The sequence below is a fragment of the Rhodococcus daqingensis genome, from assembly GCF_042665615.1.
GTDB classification, from domain to species: Bacteria; Actinomycetota; Actinomycetes; order Mycobacteriales; family Mycobacteriaceae; genus Rhodococcus_G; species Rhodococcus_G daqingensis.
This window is the reverse complement of record NZ_JBHTCS010000024.1, coordinates 290,917-312,358: the sequence shown is the minus strand read 5'-3', so window position 1 is coordinate 312,358 and position 21,442 is coordinate 290,917. Positions and strand designations below refer to the sequence as shown.

General features: G+C 69.8%; 23 protein-coding genes. 4 read left to right on the top strand and 19 right to left on the bottom strand.

What is annotated here, in order from left to right; translation table 11 throughout:
- Nucleotides 1–28 precede the first annotated feature (28 nt).
- From ACFQS9_RS20710 to uvrC, 8 genes are all read right to left on the bottom strand, one after another.
- Nucleotides 29–478, bottom strand: coding sequence for a nitroreductase family deazaflavin-dependent oxidoreductase (locus ACFQS9_RS20710; protein ID WP_378408089.1), 450 nt, complete (start codon nucleotides 476–478; stop codon nucleotides 29–31).
- Nucleotides 479–615: 137 nt separating this feature from the next.
- Entirely contained in the window at nucleotides 616–1,401 is a 786-nt protein-coding gene (tpiA, locus tag ACFQS9_RS20705) for a triose-phosphate isomerase (protein WP_378408087.1), read from the bottom strand.
- 3 nt (nucleotides 1,402–1,404) lie between these two features.
- Entirely contained in the window at nucleotides 1,405–2,616 is a 1,212-nt protein-coding gene (locus ACFQS9_RS20700) for a phosphoglycerate kinase (RefSeq protein WP_027499699.1), read from the bottom strand.
- A 5-nt stretch (nucleotides 2,617–2,621) separates the two neighbouring features.
- On the bottom strand, nucleotides 2,622–3,641 hold the full coding sequence (gene gap, locus ACFQS9_RS20695) for a type I glyceraldehyde-3-phosphate dehydrogenase (RefSeq protein WP_378408084.1): 1,020 nt from the start codon (nucleotides 3,639–3,641) through the stop codon (nucleotides 2,622–2,624).
- A 164-nt stretch (nucleotides 3,642–3,805) separates the two neighbouring features.
- Nucleotides 3,806–4,789: a DNA-binding protein WhiA gene (gene whiA / locus ACFQS9_RS20690; protein ID WP_027499697.1), complete on the bottom strand. Its 984-nt coding sequence runs from the start codon at nucleotides 4,787–4,789 to the stop codon at nucleotides 3,806–3,808.
- Nucleotides 4,780–5,802, bottom strand: a complete 1,023-nt coding sequence (locus tag ACFQS9_RS20685; RefSeq protein ID WP_378408082.1) for a gluconeogenesis factor YvcK family protein — start codon at nucleotides 5,800–5,802, stop codon at nucleotides 4,780–4,782. Before ACFQS9_RS20685 ends, whiA begins: the two co-directional genes overlap by 10 nt.
- A complete protein-coding gene (rapZ, locus tag ACFQS9_RS20680; RefSeq protein ID WP_378408325.1) occupies nucleotides 5,799–6,665 on the bottom strand; it encodes an RNase adapter RapZ in 867 nt (288 codons plus the stop codon). Before rapZ ends, ACFQS9_RS20685 begins: the two co-directional genes overlap by 4 nt.
- A gap of 29 nt (nucleotides 6,666–6,694) precedes the next feature.
- On the bottom strand, nucleotides 6,695–8,839 hold the full coding sequence (gene uvrC / locus ACFQS9_RS20675) for an excinuclease ABC subunit UvrC (protein WP_378408080.1): 2,145 nt from the start codon (nucleotides 8,837–8,839) through the stop codon (nucleotides 6,695–6,697).
- A gap of 104 nt (nucleotides 8,840–8,943) precedes the next feature.
- Here uvrC and ggt point away from each other — a divergent pair, with 104 nt between their 5' ends.
- Entirely contained in the window at nucleotides 8,944–10,899 is a 1,956-nt protein-coding gene (gene ggt / locus ACFQS9_RS20670) for a gamma-glutamyltransferase (protein WP_378408323.1), read from the top strand.
- A gap of 366 nt (nucleotides 10,900–11,265) precedes the next feature.
- Here ggt and ACFQS9_RS20665 read toward each other — a convergent pair whose 3' ends face one another.
- From ACFQS9_RS20665 to rpe, 7 genes are all read right to left on the bottom strand, one after another.
- Nucleotides 11,266–11,466 (bottom strand): dodecin family protein, encoded by a 201-nt coding sequence (locus ACFQS9_RS20665; protein WP_378408078.1) that lies wholly within the window; start codon nucleotides 11,464–11,466, stop codon nucleotides 11,266–11,268.
- Nucleotides 11,467–11,567: 101 nt separating this feature from the next.
- Nucleotides 11,568–12,017, bottom strand: a complete 450-nt coding sequence (locus ACFQS9_RS20660) for a PH domain-containing protein (protein ID WP_378408076.1) — start codon at nucleotides 12,015–12,017, stop codon at nucleotides 11,568–11,570.
- Entirely contained in the window at nucleotides 12,014–12,511 is a 498-nt protein-coding gene (ribH, locus tag ACFQS9_RS20655) for a 6,7-dimethyl-8-ribityllumazine synthase (RefSeq protein WP_378408074.1), read from the bottom strand. The genes ACFQS9_RS20660 and ribH overlap by 4 nt, the downstream gene beginning before the upstream one ends.
- Entirely contained in the window at nucleotides 12,508–13,761 is a 1,254-nt protein-coding gene (locus tag ACFQS9_RS20650) for a bifunctional 3,4-dihydroxy-2-butanone-4-phosphate synthase/GTP cyclohydrolase II (protein ID WP_378408072.1), read from the bottom strand. The genes ribH and ACFQS9_RS20650 overlap by 4 nt, the downstream gene beginning before the upstream one ends.
- 93 nt (nucleotides 13,762–13,854) lie before the next feature.
- A complete protein-coding gene (locus ACFQS9_RS20645; protein ID WP_378408070.1) occupies nucleotides 13,855–14,463 on the bottom strand; it encodes a riboflavin synthase in 609 nt (202 codons plus the stop codon).
- Between the two features lie 13 nt (nucleotides 14,464–14,476).
- The gene (gene ribD, locus ACFQS9_RS20640; protein WP_378408068.1) at nucleotides 14,477–15,511 is read right to left on the bottom strand and encodes a bifunctional diaminohydroxyphosphoribosylaminopyrimidine deaminase/5-amino-6-(5-phosphoribosylamino)uracil reductase RibD; all 1,035 of its coding nucleotides are present in this window, start codon (nucleotides 15,509–15,511) and stop codon (nucleotides 14,477–14,479) included.
- 58 nt (nucleotides 15,512–15,569) lie between these two features.
- Nucleotides 15,570–16,253: a ribulose-phosphate 3-epimerase gene (rpe, locus tag ACFQS9_RS20635; protein WP_378408066.1), complete on the bottom strand. Its 684-nt coding sequence runs from the start codon at nucleotides 16,251–16,253 to the stop codon at nucleotides 15,570–15,572.
- A 197-nt stretch (nucleotides 16,254–16,450) separates the two neighbouring features.
- On the opposite strand from rpe, the gene ACFQS9_RS20630 reads away from it, so the two are divergent.
- The gene (locus ACFQS9_RS20630) at nucleotides 16,451–16,990 is read left to right on the top strand and encodes a hypothetical protein (RefSeq protein WP_378408064.1); all 540 of its coding nucleotides are present in this window, start codon (nucleotides 16,451–16,453) and stop codon (nucleotides 16,988–16,990) included.
- Between the two features lie 108 nt (nucleotides 16,991–17,098).
- The gene (locus ACFQS9_RS20625; protein ID WP_378408062.1) at nucleotides 17,099–17,488 is read left to right on the top strand and encodes an MmcQ/YjbR family DNA-binding protein; all 390 of its coding nucleotides are present in this window, start codon (nucleotides 17,099–17,101) and stop codon (nucleotides 17,486–17,488) included.
- A gap of 4 nt (nucleotides 17,489–17,492) precedes the next feature.
- On the opposite strand, the gene ACFQS9_RS20620 is transcribed toward ACFQS9_RS20625, so the two are convergent.
- On the bottom strand, nucleotides 17,493–17,975 hold the full coding sequence (locus ACFQS9_RS20620) for an ArsI/CadI family heavy metal resistance metalloenzyme (protein WP_378408060.1): 483 nt from the start codon (nucleotides 17,973–17,975) through the stop codon (nucleotides 17,493–17,495).
- Nucleotides 17,976–18,068: 93 nt separating this feature from the next.
- Between ACFQS9_RS20620 and ACFQS9_RS20615 the strand changes: the two genes are divergently transcribed.
- Nucleotides 18,069–18,425 carry an Rv2640c family ArsR-like transcriptional regulator gene (locus tag ACFQS9_RS20615; RefSeq protein WP_378408321.1) on the top strand — a complete coding sequence of 119 codons (357 nt, stop codon included), beginning with the start codon at nucleotides 18,069–18,071 and terminating at the stop codon, nucleotides 18,423–18,425.
- Between the two features lie 7 nt (nucleotides 18,426–18,432).
- Here ACFQS9_RS20615 and ACFQS9_RS20610 read toward each other — a convergent pair whose 3' ends face one another.
- From ACFQS9_RS20610 to def, 3 genes are read right to left on the bottom strand one after another with little or no spacing between them, the layout of a single operon-like run.
- Nucleotides 18,433–19,899, bottom strand: a complete 1,467-nt coding sequence (locus ACFQS9_RS20610) for an RsmB/NOP family class I SAM-dependent RNA methyltransferase (protein ID WP_378408058.1) — start codon at nucleotides 19,897–19,899, stop codon at nucleotides 18,433–18,435.
- The gene (gene fmt, locus ACFQS9_RS20605) at nucleotides 19,896–20,819 is read right to left on the bottom strand and encodes a methionyl-tRNA formyltransferase (RefSeq protein WP_378408056.1); all 924 of its coding nucleotides are present in this window, start codon (nucleotides 20,817–20,819) and stop codon (nucleotides 19,896–19,898) included. The genes ACFQS9_RS20610 and fmt overlap by 4 nt, the downstream gene beginning before the upstream one ends.
- A gap of 1 nt (nucleotide 20,820) precedes the next feature.
- Nucleotides 20,821–21,363, bottom strand: a complete 543-nt coding sequence (gene def / locus ACFQS9_RS20600) for a peptide deformylase (RefSeq protein WP_378408055.1) — start codon at nucleotides 21,361–21,363, stop codon at nucleotides 20,821–20,823.
- Nucleotides 21,364–21,442: the final 79 nt, after the last annotated feature.

Sequence of the window (21,442 nt, the reverse complement as noted above, 5' to 3'; positions counted from 1 at the left end):
ACGCGCCCACCGGCGTTTGCGCGTTTCGCTACCGGGGCGCGAGTACCACCAGCGGGATCGCCCGCGAGGTGTGCCGCTGGTAGCCGCTGTAGCGGCCGCCGTTGTTCGCGTCCGCGGCGGCGAACAACCGCGAGTAGTCCGCGTCGTCGGGCCCGATCAGACGCGCAGTGACCGGCACGGTGGTGGTGCCGACCCGGATCGAGGCGTCCGGACGTGCCTTCAGGTTGAAGTACCACCCGGGCGACCGCGCCGCGCCACCGTTGGAGGCGACCACGACATAGTCCTGTCCGTCGCGCACGTAGGTGAGGCTGTTGACCCGCGCCTGGCCGGTCTTGGCGCCGACGGTGTCGAGCAGCAGGCAGGGCACACCGAGGATGCGGTGGCCGATCCGGCCGTTCGTACGCTCGTACACCCACTGATGCGCCTTCAGCACCTCGACCCCGATCTTCTTCACCGCGGGGATCTCCTCGAACTTCACCGGCATGCTCCTCTGGTCGACGTGCACTACATGTTACCCCGTGACACAGAAAACGCCGGTGAGCGCAGGTCCGAGGACCACGCACCCACCGGCGTTCGTCGGTGTGCTCTCAGATCAGGGCAGTTTCGATGTGCCGCTCACGGCAGCGGACCGCCCGCCGCGATCGCCGACAGCGTCGCGAACTCGTCCGCCTTGAGTGAGGCGCCGCCCACGAGGGCGCCGTCCACGTCCGGCTGACCGACGATCTCGCCGACGTTCTTCGCGTTCACCGAACCGCCGTAGAGGACGCGAACGCCCGCCGCGACCTCGGCCGACGCCAGCGTCGTGAGCTCGCCGCGGATCGCCTTGCAGACCTCCTGGGCATCCGCCGGAGTCGCCACCCGGCCGGTGCCGATCGCCCACACCGGCTCGTACGCGACGACGACCTTGGAGATCTCGTCCGCAGACAACCCGGCCAGGGATCCACGCAGCTGCTCCAGGTTGTACTCCACCTGGTTGCCTGCCTCGCGGATCTCCAGGCCCTCACCGATGCACACGATGGGGGTCAGACCGTTCTTCAGCGCCGCCTTGGTCTTGGCGAGCACCGTCTCGTTCGACTCCCAGTGCAGGGTGCGCCGCTCCGAGTGGCCCACCACCGCGAAGGTGCAACCCAGCTTGGCGAGCATGGCACCGCTGATCTCGCCGGTGTACGCGCCGGAATCGTGCGCCGAGACATCCTGTGCACCGTAGGTGAGCAGGAGCTTGTCGCCCTCGACGAGCGTCTGCACGCTGCGGATGTCGGTGAACGGCGGGATCACCGTCACGTCGACCTTGTCGAAGTACTTCGCGGGCAGCGAGAACGCGAGCTTCTGCACCAGGGCGATGGCCTCGAAATGGTTGAGGTTCATCTTCCAGTTGCCCGCGATGAGCGGCTTACGTGCCATCGCTCAGCCCTCCAGCGCTTCGATGCCCGGAAGGCTCTTGCCCTCGAGATACTCCAGGGAGGCGCCGCCGCCGGTCGAGATGTGCGAGAAGCCGTCCTCGGGCAGGCCCAGCAGGCGCACGGCCGCGGCCGAGTCGCCGCCGCCGACGACGCTGAACGCGCCCTTGCCGGTGGCCCCGATGATCGCCTCGGCGACACCCTTGGTGCCCGCCGAGAACTTCTCGAACTCGAACACGCCCATCGGCCCGTTCCAGAACACCGTCTTGGCGCCGGACAGGATCGCCGCGAAGCGCTCCACCGACTCCGGTCCGATGTCCAGGCCCATCCAGCCGTCCGGGATCTCCAACACGGACACCGTCTTCGCCTCCGCGTCGGCGGAGAACGAGTCGGCGATCACCACGTCCTGCGGGATGTGGATGACGTCGGCGTACCGCTCGAGCAGCGACTTGCAGGTGTCGATCATCGACTCCTCGCACAGCGAGTTACCGACGGACACCCCCTGCGCGGCGAGGAAGGTGTAGAACATGCCGCCACCGATGACCAGGGTGTCGGCCTTGGTGGCCAGCGCCTCGATCACGGCCAGCTTGTCGGAGACCTTCGAGCCGCCGAGCACCACCGCGTACGGCCGCTCGGAATCCTCGGTCAGCTTCTGGAGCACCTCGACCTCGGTGGCGACCAGGGTGCCGGCGTAGTGCGGCAGCAGCTTCGCCACGTCGTAGACCGACGCCTGCTTGCGGTGCACCACACCGAATCCGTCGGAGACGAACGCGCCGTCGCCGTCGACCAGCTCGACGAGCGCCTTGGCCAGCGATTCCCGCTCAGCGTCGTCCTTGCTGGTCTCACGGGGATCGAAACGGATGTTCTCCAGCAGGAGCACGTCGCCGTCGGTGAGTCCCTCGGAACGCGCCAGCGCATCCTGTCCGACGACATCGCCTGCCAGCTGCACGTTGCGTCCGAGCTCCTCGCCCAGCCTGGCCGCGACCGGGGCCAGGGAGAGCGCCGCGTCGGGCTCGCCCTTGGGACGGCCCAGGTGCGCCATCACGATGACCTTGGCGCCCGCCTCGGCCAGCGTGCGGATGGTCGGCGCGGACGCGATGATGCGACCCGGGTCGGTGATCGTGCCGTTGTCCAGCGGGACGTTGAGGTCCGAGCGCACCAGGACGGTGCGGCCGGCGACCCCGGCGTCCAGCAGATCCTTCAGTGTCTGAACAGCCACGTCGATCAGAGGGACTTGGCGACGAGACCGATGAGGTCCGCCAGACGGTTGGAGTAGCCCCACTCGTTGTCGTACCAGGAGACGATCTTGACCTGGTCGTCGATCACCTTGGTCAGGCCCGCGTCGAAGATTGAGGAGTGCGGGTCGGTGACGATGTCCGAGGACACGATCGGCGCCTCGGTGTACTTGAGGATGCCCTTGAGCGGTCCCTCGGCGGCGGCCTTCATCGCGGCGTTGATGTCAGCGACGGAAGCGGACTTCGCCAGGTTCGCGGTGAGGTCGGTGACCGAGCCGGTGGGGATCGGCACTCGCAGGGCGTAGCCGTCCAGCTTGCCGAGCAGCTGCGGGAGCACCAGGCCGATGGCCTTGGCCGCACCCGTGCCGGTCGGGACGACGTTCAGCGCGGCAGCGCGGGCGCGACGCAGGTCGCTGTGCGGGCCGTCCTGCAGGTTCTGGTCCTGGGTGTACGCGTGGACCGTGGTCATCAGGCCCTTGACGATGCCGAACTCGTCGTCGAGGACCTTGGCGATCGGGCCGAGGCAGTTGGTGGTGCACGAGGCGTTGGAGATGATGTTCTGGCTGCCGTCGTACTTGTCGTCGTTGACGCCCATCACGATGGTGATGTCCTCGCCCTTGGCGGGCGCGGAGATGATGACCTTCTTGGCGCCGGCCTCGAGGTGGCCCTTCGCCTTCTCGGCGTCGGTGAAGATGCCGGTGGACTCGACGACGACGTCGACGCCCAGGTCGCCCCAGGGCAGCTCGCCGAGCGGGCCGCGGTGCGCGAGGGCCTTGATCTTCTGATCGCCGACCACGATTGTGTCGTCGCCCTCGAGCGAGACGTCGTGCGGCAGGCGGCCCAGGATCGAGTCGTACTTGAGCAGGTGGGCGAGGCTCGCGTTGTCGGTCAGGTCGTTGACCGCGACGATCTCGATGTCGGTGGTGCCGAGCGCCTTCTGCGCGTCGACGGCCCTGAAGAAGTTACGTCCGATACGACCGAAGCCGTTCACGCCTACCCGGACAGTCACAATTCGCTCCTTTGACCATTTTCAGTGTTCATCGATCAGATGTGTGCCCCACACTAGTGCGCCGCGCGGGGCGCAAAGTCAGGTGGCCCAGTGGGATGGATCACCCACTGCGCCCGAGGTGAAGCTCGATACGCCAGGTTCGCTACGCCTCGGTGTCCGCTGCGCTACGCCTCGTCCAGCAGGTCGGCGGTCACCGCGGACTCGGTGTCCGGGATCCCCGTGTCCTTCGCCTTGCGGTCCGCCATCGACAGCAGGCGCCGGATCCGGCCTGCGACCGCGTCCTTCGTCATCGGCGGATCGGCCAGCTGGCCGAGTTCCTCAAGCGAGGCCTGCCGGTGCTGCACCCGCAGGCTGCCCGCCGCGGCGAGATGGTCGGGCACGTCGTCGCCGAGGATCTCCAGTGCCCGTTCGACCCGGGCTGCGGCCGCGACCGCTGCCCGCGCCGACCGCCGCAGGTTCGCGTCGTCGAAGTTCGCCAGCCTGTTCGCGGTGGCCCGGACCTCGCGGCGCATCCGCCGTTCCTCCCAGGTCAGTCGCGTGTCCTGGGCACCCATCCGGGTGAGCAGCGCGCCGATCGCCTCGCCGTCGCGCACCACCACCCGATCGGTTCCGCGGACTTCCCGGGCCTTGGCCGCCACGCCGAGCCGGCGGGCCGCACCGACCAGGGCCAGTGCCGCCTCCGGACCGGGGCAGCTGATCTCCAGCGCGGACGAGCGACCGGGTTCGGTCAGCGAACCGTGCGCGAGGAACGCACCACGCCACGCCGCCTCCGAGTCGACGACGCTGCCACCGACGACCTGGGCAGGCAGCCCGCGCACCGGACGTCCGCGAAGGTCGAGCAGCCCGGTCTGCCTCGCGAGCGCCTCACCCTCCTTGGCCACCCGAACGATGTAGCGGGAGCTCTTGCGCAGTCCGCCCGCACCGAGCACGTGCACGTCCGACGCGTAGCCGTACAGGTCGAAGATCTCGCGGCGGAGCCGGCGCGCGGTGTTCCCGAGATCCACCTCCGCCTCGACCACCACGCGCCCACCGACGATGTGCAGCCCGCCCGCGAATCGAAGCAGGGACGAGACCTCGGCCTTACGGGCGGAGACCTGGGTCACCGCAAGCCGGCTCAGCTCGTCCTTGACCTCCGCTGTCATTGCCACGAAGTGGTCTCCCTTCCGGGGGTTGTCTGGCGTTTCTTCGGCGCCGCAGCTGCGAGGCGGTCGAGGACCGCGGCGAGCTTGCCCGCGTGGTGCGTCGCACCGCCGTTGTCCGCAACGTCGGCGTAGGTCACGGCCGCACCCAGGAGCTGGGCGGCCCGATGGAGATATTCGCGTTCACTGCCCTCCGGCACCGACGCCGAATCGACCACGATGTCGTCGACCGTCAGCTCCGGCGCATGCTGGGACAGTACGTGCAGGTGCCGCTCCGCGGAGAACCCCGTCGTCTCGCCGAGCTCGGCCACCAGGTTCAGGATCAGCGTCTTGCGTGCACCGGTCTCCATCAGGGCCTGCACCAACTCGGGCACCAGCATGTGCGGGATGACGCTGGAGAACCAGGACCCGGGACCGAGGAGCACCAGGTCGGCCCGCTCGATCGCGGCCACCGCGTCGGGGCACGCGGGCGGATCCGGCGGCAGCAACCGCACCCGCCGCACCTTTCCGGGGGTGGTGGCGACGGCCACCTGCCCGCGGATGCAGCGGCTCACCCGTGGATCCGTTTCCAGCCCCACCACGTCGGCCTCGATGTCGAGCGCGATCGGGGACATCGGCAGCACCCGTCCGTGGATGCCGAGCATCCGGCCCATCTCGTCGAGGGCGGCGACGCTATCGCCCAGCACCTCGCTGAGCCCGGCGAGGATGAGGTTGCCCACGGAGTGGCCCGCGAGCGCGCCGGTGCCGCCGAAGCGGTGCTGCAGGGTCGCCGTCCACGTCCGCACCTCGGGGGTGTCCGCGGCCAGCGCCGCCAGCGCCATGCGGAGGTCGCCGGGCGGGATCACACCGAGCTCGGACCGCAGCCGGCCCGAGGAGCCACCGTCGTCCGCGACCGTCACGACCGCGGTGACATCGGAGCTCACCCGGCGGGCGGCGCCGAGGGTGGCGTAGAGGCCGTGACCACCACCGAGGGCGACGATCGTGGGGTCGCCGGGAGCCGCCGTGAGGGAGTCGGACGTCATTCGCGCCCCAGGTCCCGGTGCATGACCTTGACGGTCATACCCTGCTCCCGCGCCAGCATGCCCGCTAGGGCCTCTGTCATTGCCACACTCCGATGCTTCCCGCCGGTGCATCCCACCGCAATTGTCATGTAACGCTTGCCTTCCCGACGGTATCCGTTGGTTGTCAGCTCCAACAAATGCCGGTAGGTGTCCAGGTAGTCCCTGGCGCCCTCCTGGGCGAGGACGTAGTCGCTCACGGCAGCGTCGCGGCCGGTGTGCTCACGCAACTCCGGGATCCAGTGCGGGTTCGGCAGGAACCGTACGTCGCAGACGAGGTCCGCATCCATCGGTAGCCCGTACTTGAAGCCGAAGGACTGCACGGTGACCGCGATCGCGCCGGTCGTCTCCCCACCGAACGCGGACTCGATCTTCTGGCGCAACTCGTGCACCGACAGCGACGAGGTGTCGATCACGAGATCGGCGTCGGCCTTGACCGGGGCGAGTTGCGCCCGCTCGGCCTCGATCCCCTCCATCAGCGTGCCGTCGACGCCGTCCTGCTGCAGCGGGTGGCTGCGTCGGACCTGTTCGAACCGCCGCACCAGCACCTGGTCGGTGGCCTCGAGGAACAGGACACGGGTGCGTGCCGTCTTGGACTCCACCTCCTTGATCACGGAGACGAGATCGCCGGTGAACCGCCGGCTCCGCACGTCGATGACCACGGCGAGCTTGGGGATCCGCGACCCCTGTTCGCGCCCGAGGTCGACCATCCGGGAGATCAGTTCCGGCGGCAGATTGTCCGCGACGTACCAACCGAGATCCTCGAGCACCTTCGCCGCGGTACCCATTCCGGCACCGGACAGGCCTGTGACCAGCGCCACCTCCATGTCCGACTCCCCCTGCCCGGTCAGGTCACTCACTCGACTCCCGCCCTCCTCAGTCCGTTTCCGTGCTGGTCGGAGCCCCCGAACTCGTCCTCGTGCGCCGCTCCGGCGCTCACGCTGCGACCATCATCCCCCACCGCGGCGTCCACCACCGGTTCATCCGCGCCCGATGATGTCCCGGCCACGGTCGAATCCGGTTCGGCGCCGAGCGCGACGAGCACCGCCTTCGCGGTGGTGATCCCGATCCCCGGGACCTCCGTGATCTCCTCCACGGTGGCCTGCTTGAGCTTGGCCACGGACCCGAAGTGGGTGACCAGCGCAGTGCGCCTGGCCTCGCCGAGCCCCCGGACGGAATCGAGCGCCGAGGCCGTCATCCGCCGGGACCGCTTGCTGCGGTGGAAGGTGATGGCGAACCGGTGCGCCTCGTCGCGCACCCGCTGCAACAGGTACAGCGACTCACTCGTCCGCGGCAGGATCACCGGGTCCGCGTCCCCAGGCACCCAAACCTCCTCGAGCCGCTTCGCGAGGCCGACGACCGCGACGTCGGTGATACCCAGCTCGTCGAGGACGGCCGCCGCGGCCGCGACCTGCGGGGCGCCACCGTCGACGACGAACAGGTTCGGCGGATAGGCGAACCGCCTCGGCCTGCCCGTCTGCGGGTCGAGTGCTGCCTCGGGCGCCTGATCTCCCCCTTCCGACGCCCCCCCGAACTCGGGGCCGTCGGTGGCCGCGGCCGCATCGGCGGAGTGTCGCAGGAACCGTCGGCGCGTGACCTCGGCGATGCTGGCGACGTCGTCCGAACGACCTTCCCCCGCAGCCTCTTTGATCGAGTAGTGCCGGTAGTCGGACTTGCGGGGCAGGCCGTCCTCGAAGACCACCAACGAGGCCACCACGTCGGTTCCCTGCACGTGACTGATGTCCACGCACTCGATGCGCAGCGGCGCCTGATCGAGGTCGAGTGCATCCTGAATCCCCTGCAGCGCCGCCGATCTCGAGGTGAGATCGCCCGCCCTGCGGAGCTTGTGCTGTCCGAGCGATTCCTGGGCGTTGCGCTGGACCGTCTCGGCGAGCGCTTTCTTGTCGCCGCGCTGCGGAACCCGCAGCGTCACCGACGAACCGCGCAGACCACTCAGCCAGACCTGGAGTTCCTCGGCGTTCGGCGGCAGCACCGGCACCAGGACCTCGCGCGGCACCACCGTGTTCTTGTCCGCGGTCAGTCCGGGCTGGTCGGTCATGGCGGCCTGCTCGCCGTAGAACTGGGTCAGGAACTGCTCGACGAGATCCTCGGGTCCGCTCTCCCCGGAACGCTCGACCACCCAGCCGCGCTGACCGCGCACCCGGCCACCACGGACGTGGAAAACCTGGACGGCGGCCTCGAGCTCGTCGGCCGCGAACGCGACGACATCGGCGTCGGTCCCGTCGCCGAGCACCACGGCCTGCTTCTCGAGCGCCTTGCGCAGCGCCCCGAGATCGTCGCGCAGACGCGCCGCACTCTCGAAGTCCAGGTCGTCGGACGCGCGGAGCATCTTCGCCTCGATCTCACGCACCAGCTTGTCGGTGCGCCCGGCCAGGAAGTCGCAGAAGTCCTCGACGATGCGCCGGTGCTCCTCCGCGCTGACCCGGCCGATGCACGGCGCCGAGCACTTGTCTATGTAGCCGAGCAGGCAGGGCCTGCCGATCTGGTTGTGCCGCTTGAACACACCGGCCGAGCAGGTGCGCGCCGGGAACACCCGCAGCAGCAGGTCCAGCGTCTCCCGGATCGCCCAGGCGTGCGAGTACGGACCGAAGTACCGCACCCCCTTGCGCCGCGGACCTCGGTACACGAACAACCGCGGGAACTCCTCGCCCAGGGTCACCGCCAGCACCGGGTAGGTCTTGTCGTCCCGATAGCGGACGTTGAAGCGGGGGTCGAACTCCTTGATCCAGTTGTACTCGAGCTGCAGCGCCTCGACCTCGGTGCCGACCACCGTCCATTCGACGCTGCCCGCGGTCGTGACCATCTGCCGCGTGCGCGGATGCAGCGACGCGACATCCGCAAAGTAGGAGTTCAGCCGGCTCCGGAGGCTCTTGGCCTTGCCGACGTAGATGACCCGTCCGTGAGGATCGCGAAACTTGTAGACGCCGGGGGCCACCGGAATGGTTCCCGTGGCGGGGCGATAGGTGGCTGGATCGGGCACACCACCAGGTTAGTCGTCCCCACCGACCACCCCGGACGGCCGCACCGAGGCCCGTCGGCCTGCTAGCGTCGGTAGACGCAGCACAAGGCCTCTCGTGCGGGGTGATCGGTGTGAGAACGGGCGATGCGTTGCGCCTCGCAACGGCGACGGCGGCGGTCCTGTCCCTGACCCTGGCCGCCGGATGTTCGTTGCCCGGCAGCGACGCCGACGTGTGCGCCATCCAGCCGAACGGCACCCCGGTCGCGGCCGTCCCCGAGCCCGACTCCCCCACCAGCCCCACCAGTGCGAACCTGTCCACCAACCCGGAGATCGCCACCGGCTACCGCTCGGACATGACTCCGGTGACGACCGCGACATTCGCGGTGTCCACCGCGAACCCCGTCTCGACCGAGGCCGCGTGCCGGGTGCTCGCCGACGGCGGTACCGCCGCGGACGCGCTGATCACCGCCCAGACCGTGCTCGGTCTGGTCGAGCCGCAATCGTCCGGCATCGGCGGCGGCGCGTTCCTGCTGTACCACAACGCGGCGACGGGGGCCGTCGACGCCTACGACGGCCGCGAGACCGCGCCGATGGCGGCCACCGAGAACTATCTGCGCTTCATCGACGACACCAACCGCACCGAACCGACGCCCACAGCGCGGGCGAGCGGCCGCTCGATCGGCGTTCCCGGGGTCCTACGCATGCTGGAGGCGAGCCACCGCGAACACGGAAAGCAGCCCTGGGACACCCTGTTCGAGCCCGCGATCGAGCTCGCGGACAACGGGGTCGAGATCAGTCCCCGGATGGCGGGCCAGATCGCGGACTCCGCCCGGGATCTGGCCGTGGACGAGGACGCGCGGGCGTACTTCCTGAACCCGGACGGGTCACCGAAACCGGCGGGCACCGTGCTGACGAACCCGGCGATGGCGAAGACATTGGGGGCGATCGCCACGGGGGGTGCCGACGCGTTCTACACGGGGCCGATCGCCGAGGCGATCGTGACCGCGACCGCCGACCCGAGCGGCGGTCGCACACCGGGCGCGATGACCACCGCGGACCTCGCCGGATACCAGGCCAAGAAGCGCACCGCGCTGTGCACCGACTACCGGGGGCGCGAGGTGTGCGGAATGCCGAGCCCATCCTCCGGCGGCACCGCCGTGGCCGCCACACTGGGCATCCTCAGCAACTTCGACCTGTCGGCGTACCCGCCGTCGGCGCTCGACGCGGACGGCGGCGAGCCCGACGCCACCGGCGTGCACCTGATCGCCGAAGCGGAGCGGCTCGCCTACGCCGACCGGGACAAGTACGTCGCCGACTCGGACTTCGTGCCGCTCCCTGGCAATTCGCCCGACACCCTGGTCGATCCCGACTACCTGCGCGGCCGCTCCGCGCTGATCGACCCGCGGCGCAGCATGGGCACCGCCCAGCCGGGCGACTTCGGCCCGGTGCCCATGGGTACACAGCCGGGCAACGACCACGGCACCAGCCAGATCACGGTCGCCGACCGGTACGGCAACGTCGCGGCCATGACCACCACCATCGAGTCGGCGTTCGGCTCCTTCCACATGGTCGACGGTTTCCTGCTCAACAACGAGTTGACCGACTTCTCGGCGCAGCCCACCGCTCCGGATGGCTCGCCGCTCGCCAACCGGGTGGAGCCGGGGAAACGGCCGCGCAGCTCGATGGCCCCGACCCTGGTGTTCGAACGGGGCAACGGGCACCGCGGCGAGGTGCTGTTGGCCGTGGGATCTCCCGGCGGCTCCGTGATCATCCAGTTCGTGGTCAAGACCCTGGTCGGCATGCTCGACTGGGAGCTCGATCCGCAGCAGGCGGTGTCGATGGTCGATTTCGGTGCCGCGAACTCACCGAGGACGAACGTCGGCGGCGAGCACCCCAACATCGACGCGGCCGACAACGGCGCCACGGACCCGCTGGTGCGGGCGTTGACAGAGATGGGCCACCAGGTTTCGACGGACCCGCTGTCCAGCGGACTGAGCGTGCTGGCGCGTCAAGACGGGGACTGGATCGGCGGCGCCGACCCGCGCCGGGAGGGCGCGGTGACCGGCGACGTCGTCGGGTAGCCGCGGACACGGAATCGGCTCCGCATCGGGTTTCTCGGCCGCACCGGGATTGTCGATGCGACGCAGTTCGACGAGATACACCGCGCTGATCGCGATGTAGATGGCGGCCATGATGATCGGGCCGCACGCCAGTACCAGAAGGACTTCCACGGGCGCCTCCATCTCGCGTGGAGCCGGACAACCGAAGCTGGAACCCGTCTCACGCTAATACGTCTGCGCCGCAACGCCGATGACGGCTCGATGAACTCGGTCGTGAACCGAGCGTGAGATCGAACACAACCGGCCTGCTCCGAGGCCCCCGACACACGCGCGCCCGCGGCCCGACGCGCTCGGAGCACGCCGGGCCTGCGATCGGGGCCGCGGCGTCTACTCGAGTACGAAGGTGATTTTCAGGTTGACCCGCCACTCGGTGATCGCGTTGTTCTCGATGACCACCTGGGTGTCCTTCACCCAGGCACCGGTGATGCCGTGCACGGTCTCCGCGGCCTTCGCGATGCCCTGTTTGACGGCGTCGTCCGTGCCCACGGTGGAACTTGCGGTGATCTCCAGAACTTTCGCGACCGACATTGTTCGTCTCCCTCTGTGGTGGAGCGATCATGGCGCGTTCAATCGTGTCACGAAACACGGAGACACCGGGACGGGTTGCCCAGTTCCCTCGCGCGGCAGGTCTATTCGGCGTCCGCCTGCGCGTACTTCGACTCGAGCTCGCGAAACTTCCTGACCGCGTTCACCGCGTGCTCGCGATCGTTCGACTGGATCGCCATCACCGGGATGTACTCGTCATCGGGCAGCTCGATCCGCGCCCACGCCGCCCCGTCCGGAAAGGTCAGGCCGCGCACCAGGTCCCACTCGACGAACCGATCGGTGAACGCGTTGCGCACGGAGACGCCCTCTGCGTTCGCGCGCAGCCGCGGGCGGGTCAGCAGCAGCGCCCCACCCGCGAGGATCGCGCCGATGCCGACCATCGCGAGCTGGTCGATCAGCCGGAAGTACACGCCGGTGGCCGAGCTGCGCAACAGCACCGCCAGCACGATGAACACCAGCACGAACACCGCCGCGACCGCCATCGCGTAGCGCGCGGACCGCTTGGACCGCACGTCCATCTCCCAGGCACTCATCGGAAAGACTGCTCCGTCCATGGCTGACGCAGGTGGCGGAGGGTGACCGCGGTGTCGAGCGCGGCGGCGCACGCCTGGCCGCCCTTGTCCTCGACCGATCCGGGCAGGCCCGAACGGTCCCTGGCCTGCTGCTCGGTGTCCGTGGTGAGCACCCCGTTGCCGACCGGGGTGCCCTCGTCGAGCGAGACCCGGGTCAGGCCCGCGGTCACGGCGTCGCACACGTACTCGAAATGCGGGGTGCCGCCACGGATGACGACACCCAGCGCCACCACGGCGTCGTGGGTGCGGGCCAGCGCCTGCGCCACCACGGGCAGCTCGATCGCCCCGGCGACGCGCACCAGCGTGACGTCTTCGATCTGGGCCTGCGCGGCGACCCGCTGCGCACCCGCGATCAACGCCTCGGAGATCTCGGCGTGCCACTGTCCGGCCACGATCGCGAGCTTGAGGTCCTTGGCCTCGTCGAGCTGGAGCTGCGGCAGCCCCTCGCCGCTCATACCGCGCCTCCGGTCTCGAAGTCGTCGAGTCCGATCAGGTCGTGACCCATTCGGTCCCGCTTGGTGCGCAGGTACGTGAGGTTCTCGGCGTTGGCACGCAACGGCATCGGCACCCGCTCGGTGATCTGCAGACCGTAGCCGTCCAGTCCGACCCGCTTCGCGGGGTTGTTCGTCAGCAGCCGCATCGAGGAGATGCCGAGATCGACCAGGATCTGCGCACCGATGCCGTAGTCGCGGGCATCCGCGGGCAGCCCGAGCTCCAGGTTCGCGTCGACGGTGTCCGACCCCGCGTCCTGCAGCTGGTACGCCTGCAGCTTGTGCATCAGGCCGATGCCGCGGCCCTCGTGTCCGCGCATGTACAGCACGACTCCGCGGCCCTCCTGGGCGACCATGTCCAGCGCCGCGTCGAGCTGCGGGCCGCAGTCGCACCGCAGCGACCCGAACACGTCTCCGGTCAAGCACTCCGAGTGCACGCGGACCAGCACGTCACTGCCGTCACCGTCCGGCCCCGCCAGGTCGCCGCGGACGAGGGCCACGTGCTCGACCTCGTCGTAGATGCTCTGGTAGCCGACGGCCTTGAACTCGCCGTGGTTGGTCGGGATCCGGGCCTCGGCGATCCGCACGACGTGCTTCTCGTGCTTGCGGCGCCAAGCGATGAGGTCCGCGATGGAGATCATGGCGAGGTTGTGGTCGTCGGCGAAGACCCGGAGCTCGTCGGTCTGGGCCATGTGGCCCTCGTCCTTCTGGCTGACGATCTCGCAGATGACGCCCGCGGGACGCAGATCCGCCATCCGGGCCAGGTCGACCGCCGCCTCGGTGTGACCGGGCCTGCGCAGCACGCCGCCCTCCTTGGCGCGCAGCGGCACCACGTGGCCGGGCCGGGTGAAGTCGTTCGCACCGGAGTTCGGGTCCGCGAGCAGGCGCATCGTGGCGGCGCGGTCGGACGCGGAGATGCCGGTGCCGATGCCCTCCTTGGCGTCGACGGTCACGGTGTACGCGGTGCCGTGCTTGTCCTGGTTGCTGGAGAACATCGGCGGCAGGCCGAGCCGGTCGCAGTCGTCGCCGTCGAGCGGGACGCACAGATAACCGGAGGTGTAGCGGACCATGAAGGCCACCAGCTCCGGGGTCGCCTTCTCGGCGGCGAAGATGAGGTCGCCCTCGTTCTCGCGGTCCTCGTCGTCGACGACGACGACGGCCTTGCCTGCGGCGATATCGGCGACTGCGCGCTCGATACTGTCGAACCTGGTCACGTGGTGCGCTCCATCAAAGTCATGAATAGCTTTCCGTGCACCCGTAAGTGCACCTCAACAGTACGACCCCGACTCCTCGGGCCCGAAATTCGGCTACCCGCCGGCGGTCTGCAGACGCTCGACGTACTTGGCGATCACGTCCACCTCCAGGTTCACCGGGGTCCCGGGGGCCGCGCCGCCGAGGGTGGTCATCTCGAGGGTGGTGGGAATCAGCGAGATCTCGAAGAACTCGCCGCTCTCGTCGCCGCCGAGGGCGGACACTGTGAGCGAGACCCCGTCGACGGTGATCGAGCCCTTCTCCACCACGTACCGCGCGATCGACGCGGGCAGCGAGATCCGGACGACCTCCCAGTTCTCCGACGGCGAGCGGCTGATGACGGCTCCGGTGGCGTCTACATGGCCCTGCACGAGGTGACCGCCGAGACGACTGTTCAGCGCCGCGGCCCGCTCCAGGTTCACCCGGCTGCCGACCTCCAGGGCGCCGAGGCTGGACCGGCGGAGCGTCTCGGCCATGACGTCGGCGGTGAAGGAGTCGCCACCGAGCACCTCCACCACGGTCAGGCAGACGCCGTTGACCGCGATCGAATCCCCGTGCCCGGCATCCGAGGTCACCAGCGCGCCGCGCACGGTGAAGCGGGCGGCGTCGGCCAGGTCCTCCTTGGCCACGATCTCACCCAGTTCTTCGACGATCCCGGTGAACACTTCAGTCCGCTCCTCAGTTGTTGACGCTGTTCGGTTCATTCTCGCCCTCGGCTCCCGCGACCCGGTCGCCGGGCGTCAGACTCAGCAGCAGATCCGGGCCGAGCTCCTCGACCGACTCACGCCGAAACCGGAGCGCCTGTGCGATGTTCGTGACCCCAGCATCCTCCACGGCCGCGGCGCCCGCACCGAGCAGTACCGGTGAGAGGAACGCCAGGACCCGGTCGACCAATCCCGCCGCGAGGAAGGCGCCGGCCAGATGCGGGCCGCCCTCGAGCAGGACGTCGGGCAGCTCGGCCAGCGCGTCGACCACCTCCCGGGGGTCGCGGGTCCGCAACACGAGGGTGGGCGCTGCGTCGTCGAGCACCCGGGCCGAGGCCGGGATCTCGCGCTCCCCCACCACCACTCGCACCGGCTGACGATCGGCGAGGCCGCCGTCCGGGTTCCGGGCGGTCAGCCACGGGTCGTCGGCGAGTACGGTTCCGGTGCCGACCACGATGGCGTCCAGCGTGGTGCGCTGCTGGTGCACCCGCGCCCTGGACTCGGGGCCGGTGATCCACTGGCTGCTCCCGTCGGCCGCGGCGCTGCGCCCGTCGAGGCTCGCGGCGAACTTCCAGGTGACGTGGGATCGGCCGGTGCGCTGGCGGTGCAGCCAGGCGCGCAGCGGCCCGAGTTCGACGTCGCGGGCGCCGAGACCGGACAGCACGTCCACGCCCGCCGATCGCAGGGCCTGTGCACCCCCCGCCGCCTCCGGGTTGGGATCACCCACCGCGTAGATAACGCGAGACACCCCGGCCTCGATCAGGGCGAGCGCGCACGGTCCGGTCCTGCCCTGGTGATTGCACGGCTCGAGCGTCACCACCGCGGTCCCGCCCCTGGCCCGGCTGCCGGCGGCCCGCAGCGCCATCACCTCGGCGTGCGGCCCGCCCGCGGGGCTGGTCGCCCCGACGCCCACGACCCCGCCGCCCTCGTCGAGGATCACCGCGCCCACCGGCGGATTGGGGCTGGTGGTCCCGCGCACCCGCTCGGAGGCGTCCACGGCGAGCCGCATCGCCGCCACCTCGGACGCTGTCGCCTCCGGTCCGGGTGCTCGACTGGGACCGGGCACGTTACTGGGCCAGGGTCAGGTGTGCAGACGCCGACGCGGCCTGCGCCCGCAGAGCGCGAACGGCCTCGGCCGGATCGGAGGCACCGTAGACGGCGGAGCCGGCGACGAAGCAGTCGACGCCCGCCTCGGCGGCCGCCTCGACGGTGTCGGTGTTGATTCCGCCGTCGATCTCCACCAGCAGGGTCAGTTCGCCGGAGTCGACCAGCTTGCGCACCGCCCGCGCCTTGCTGAGCACCTCGGGCATGAAGGACTGTCCCCCGAAGCCGGGCTCGACGCTCATCACGAGCAGGGTGTCGAACTCCTTGAGGATCTCCAGGTACGGCTCGATCGGGGTGCCGGGCTTGACGCTGAGGCCCGCCTTCGCCCCAGCCGCCCTGATGTCGCGCGCGACGGCGACCGGATCGTCGGTGGCCTCGGCGTGGAAGGTGACGTTGTGCGCGCCCGCCTCCGCGTACGGCGGCGCCCAGCGGCCGGGGTTGTCGATCATCAGATGGCAGTCGAGCGGGATGTCGGTCGCCTTGAGCAGGCTCTGCACGACGGGGAGCCCGAGCGTCAGGTTCGGCACGAAGTGCGCATCCATGACGTCGACGTGCAGCCAGTCGGAGCCGGCCACGGCGGCGGCCTCCTCGGCGAGGCGGGCGAAGTCCGCGGAAAGAATGGACGGAGCGATCATCGGGTGAGCCACAAGTCGCCAGCTTAGTGGGTGCGCCGATGCCTCCCGCCCGCTGTCGCCGATCGTGGGTCCGGAGCGCAGCACGATTGCCGAATGCGGCCGCGGGTGCGCTCCCGATCGGACGATTGGTAATGAATTGTGTTGCGTCTTCGAATATAAAGGTGCAGTAAACGTCTCAATCCTCGCAGTATCGGATACAGGGAGTGATCATGAGTAGAAAATCGGTGCGGCGCGTCAGCGCCGCGGCACTGGCCGCACTCGGGCTGGGTACCGCGGTGACCGCCGGAGGGGGCGCCGTCGCGAACGCCGAGCCTGCGCCGCCGACGTCGACGTCGATGTCGTGCTCGAGCGCGAACCCGCTGTTCTGGGCACCGTCGTTCACATGGAACATCAGGGCCGCTTCGGGCGCGTCGCTCCGCCCGGGGGCACCCGCACTGGAACCGGCCATCCTGCTCAGCGGCGGAAACGAACTGCCGGCCCCGCCCCCCGGCCTCATCCCGAGCTTCGGGATCAATTGGTACGGCACGCGGGTGTTGGTCGACTGGCACAACACGACGACGGGAGCCACCGGCCGCAGCGTCAGCGAGGAGGCGAACTTCCAGCAGAAGCCCGGGATCCCGATCAACCGAACCTGGACAGGAACCGGAGCGGTGTCCTTCACCGTCACCGTCGAGACCGGTGCGGGATTGCGATTCATCAATCCCCAGAAGGCGGTCTGCAAGGGAACGATCTCCGTCGTACCCGCCTGATTGTCCGGACCCGTTCGATCGGCGGATTCGCCACGGCGAACAGCGCCGATCGAACGGGTCCCACCCGGCTTGCCGCGCTTCCGCGTCGAGACCGGGTACCGTCCGCCCATGGCGAGTCTCGATGATGCAGCGGAGCTGTGCCGAGAACTGCCGGGCGTCACGGAGGGCGAGCACTACGGGTACCGCGCGTGGTCGGTCGCCGGGAAGGCATTCGCCTGGGAGCGGCCGTTCAGCAATGCCGACCTCCGACGGTTCGGCGATGTCGCGCCCCCGGACGGGCCCATCCTCGCCGTTCGAACCGCCGACCTGAACGAGAAGGAAGCCGCCCTCGCCGAGCACCCGCACGCGTGCTTCACGATTCCCCACTTCGACGGCTACCCGGCAGTCCTCGTCCAGTTGAGTGCGGCGACGAGAGACGGGTTGCGGGACCTCGTGCTCGACGGATGGTTGGCATCGGCGCCCAGCACGCTGGCGCGGGCATACCTCGACCAGGGGTGACTCCTCAGCAGCAGGAGCCCTGCGCAGGCGCGGCCTCGTCCGCCGACGTCGCACAGCACACCCCGCCCGCGGGCGCGGCGCTCTCTGCCATCTGGAGCGCGGCCGGTCCGGTGCCGAAGGTCTCGCTGTCAGCCAGCACCGTGTACACCTCCCACTTCTCCCCCGCGGGCCCGGTGACCCACACCTTGTCCTGGGTGGCGAAGCAACAGGTGGTGCCGAGTTCCTCGTCGGTGAACAGGCCCTCGCCGGTCAGCCGGGCGATCTCGTCGTGCACGATCTCGGTCGATTCCACCTCCACGCCGAGGTGATTGATGCTGCCGCCCTTGCCCGGGTTCTGCAGCAGCACCAGCTTCAGCGGCGGCTTTGCGATGGCGAAGTTCGCATAGCCGTCGCGCAGCTTGGCCGGTTCGGTGTTGAACAGTTTCGAGTAGAACGCCACCGACTCGGTCAGGTCGTCGACATTGAGGGCGAGCTGTACGCGGGACATGAGAACCTCCATTGATGAGACATATATCGAATTACTCACCCACAACTGTGGCACCTTTATGACATATGTCAAGGGGCTGGCATGATGGATGTCATGCCCAAGGCCCTGCCGTTGCTGGACGTCACCGCACCCATCTGCTGCGCGCCGGTGGCGGCCGGCCCGATGACGGACGAGGCCGCGCTGCACGTGGCGCTTCGCCTCAAGGCGCTCGCCGACCCGACTCGGATCAAGCTGATGTCGATCCTGCTCACCAGCCCCGACGGGGAGGCCTGTACCTGCGACCTCGCCGCCGCGATCGAACTGACGGAGTCGACGGCCAGCCACCACCTCGCCCAGCTGAAGAAGGCGGGCATGGTGGAATCGAGCAGGCGCGGCATGAACGTCTACTACCGCGCACGCGCCGACTCACTCGAGGCGCTGCGCCTCGTGCTCGACCCGAACTGCTGCTGAGCGCTCGCTACTCGGGCTTGCGCAGCGCGGCCATGAACATCGCGTCGGTGCCGTGCCGGTGCGGCCACAGCTGCACGCCCGGCCCGTCGCCCAGCTCGGGCACGCCCGGCACCAGGTCCCTGGTGTCCAGCGGCACGACGCCGTGTCGTCGGACCGCGTCCGAGACAACCGCGACGGTCTCCGACAGGTGCGGGGAACACGTCGAGTACAGGACGACCCCGCCCGGCCGGACCAACGAGATCGCCGACGCGAGGAGCTCGCGCTGCAGCTTGACCAGCGCCGCCACATCGGTGGGCCGACGCCGCCAGCGCGCCTCGGGGCGACGCCGGAGGGCGCCGAGGCCGGTACACGGCGCGTCCACCAACACCCGGTCGAACCCGGGTGCCAGTCCGGGGTCTCGGCCATCCGCGACGTGCACGTCGACCGGCAGTCCCCTGGCGGTCTTGCGCACCAGGTCGGCCCGGTGCTCCGCGGGCTCGACGGCGTCGAGACGGGCGCCGTCGATGTCGGCGAGCGCGCCGAGCAGGGCCGCCTTGCCACCCGGGCCCGCGCACAGGTCGAGCCAGCGTCCGCCGTCGGCTCCGATCAGCGGCGCCAGCGCCAGCGCCCTCGCCACGAGCTGGCTGCCCTCGTCCTGCACACCGGCCAGACCCTCGCGGACCGCATCGAGCTGGCCCGGGTCGCCGCCGTCGAGATGCACCGCGTACGGCGAGTAGGGGCCGATCTCGCCCCCGGTCACGAGGGCGAGCTCCTCCGCGGAGATCTCGCCCGGCCGCGCCACCAGGTGCACCGCCGGACGCGCGTCGTCCGCGGCCAACACCCGCTCGAGTTCGCCGGCGTCGGGCCCCAACGCATCGGCGAACGCCTGCGCGATCCAGACGGGGTGCGCGTGCTCGAACGCCAGGTGCCCCACCGGATCCGTCGTCGCATCGGGCGCGAGCTCGGCGACCCACTGGCCCTCACTCTTCTCCGCCACCCGGCGGAGCACCGCGTTGACGAAACCGGCCTTGCCGCTACCGAATTCGCTGCGGACCAGATCCACCGACGTGGCCACCGCCGCGTGCGGGGCGACCCGGGTGCGCAACAGCTGATAGGCACCGAGCCGCAACACGTCCAGGAGTGGGCCGTCGATCTCGTCGATCGGCCGGCCCGCGCCGCTGGCGATGACGGCGTCCAGCAGGCCCTGCGCGCGGCACGCCCCGTAGGCGAGTTCGGTCGCCAGTGCCGCGTCCCGGCCGTCCATCTTCCGGTCGCGCAGCAGACCGGGCAGCACCAGGTTTGCGTAGGCGTCGCGCTCGCGCACGGCCCGCAGCACGTCACGCGCCGCCACCCGGGGCTGATCGACCCCACTCGCGGACGGGTTCGGCCTGGCCGCCTGGCGCGGCCGGGTGTTCGGTCCGCCCTTCGCGCCCGGCTTGTCACCGCCTCGCGACTGATCGCGCTTTCCTCGTGCGGGCCTGCGGGATTCGGTCACTGTGCACGCACCTCGGGGTCGAGGCGCGCTCCCCGCGCCCAATCTGCGGCCGCCATGGCCTTCTTACCTTGCGGCTGAACCTGACTCAGCCGAACCGCGGTCGTCGCGGTCCCGACGTAGCACCCGTCCTTGCGGACCAGGAACTGCCCGGGCTCCAGGGTCTCGTCGGTGATCTGCACCGGCCCGACCTTGAGCCGCAACTGTCCCACCTCCGTCCACGCACCGGGCGCGGGGGTGACCGACCGGATCAGGCGATCGACCGCGTGCGCCGGCTGATCCCAGCGGATCCGGGCGGATTCCACCGTCACCTTCGGTGCGTGCGAGACGCCCTCCGCCGGCTGCGGCACGGGAGTCAGCACAGCGTCCTCGATACCGTCGAGAACCGAGTCGAGCAGGCCCGCGCCGCCGTCCGCGAGCCGGCTCAGCAGCTCGCCTGCGGTGTCGTCGGTGCGGATGCGCTCGGTCATCACCCCGAACACCGGCCCGGTGTCGAGGCCCTCCTCCAGCAGAAATGCACTCGCGCCGGTCATCTCGTCGCCCGACGCGATCGCCGCCTGGACCGGCGCGGCACCCCGCCACGCGGGGAGCAGCGAGAAGTGCAGGTTCACCCAACCGTGGCGCGGGACGTCGAGCACCGCGCGCGGCAGCAGCGCGCCGTAGGCCACCACCGGGCAGCAGTCGGGCGCGAGTTCCCGGAGCCTGGTGAGGAATTCGGGGTCGGAGGCGCGGGCTGGCGTGAGGACCTCGATGCCGTGTTCGTCGGCGAGCAACCCGACCGGCGAACGGGTCACCTTGCGCCCGCGACCCGCCACCGCGTCGGGGCGGGTCACCACGGCGACGACCTCGTGCCGCTGCGAGGCGAGCAGTCGGGCCAGCGAGGGAACGGCGGGTTCCGGGGTACCGGCGAAGACGATCCGCATGTCAGCGTCCCCCCGCCGGAGCCGGGGACTCCGTCGAGACGTTGATGCCCGCGCGGAACCAGTCCGATTCGCGGATCACCCGCATCGCGTCCTTGCGGTCCTCGGGCGCGAGGCGGGTCAGGAACAGGATCCCGTCGAGGTGATCGGTCTCGTGCTGCACGCAGCGCGCCATGATTCCCTCGCACTCGAAGTCCACCGGCTCGCCGTGCATGGTGAAGCCACTCGCCCGCACGGTCAGCGCGCGCGTGCAGTCCGCGCGCACGCCGGGAATCGACAGGCAGCCCTCCGGGCCGACCTGCTGCCCCGATCCGAGTACCTCGTAGGTCGGGTTCACCAGGTGTCCGGACATCCCGCCACAGTGGTAGGCGAACACGCGCAGACCCACGCCGATCTGCGGCGCTGCGATCCCGGCGCCGCCGCGGTCGTGCATGGTGTCGGTCAGGTCCTCGACCAACTTGTGCAACTCCCGGTCGAAGTCGACCACCTCGTCCGCGCGTGTTCGCAGAACGGGATCGCCGAACAGGCGAACGGGCTGAATACTCACGAAGTTGCTCCCACGGGTTGCGTCATGTCGGGTCCGACGTCACGAACAGTCTAGGGAAGCCGACGGGCTCCCCACGACA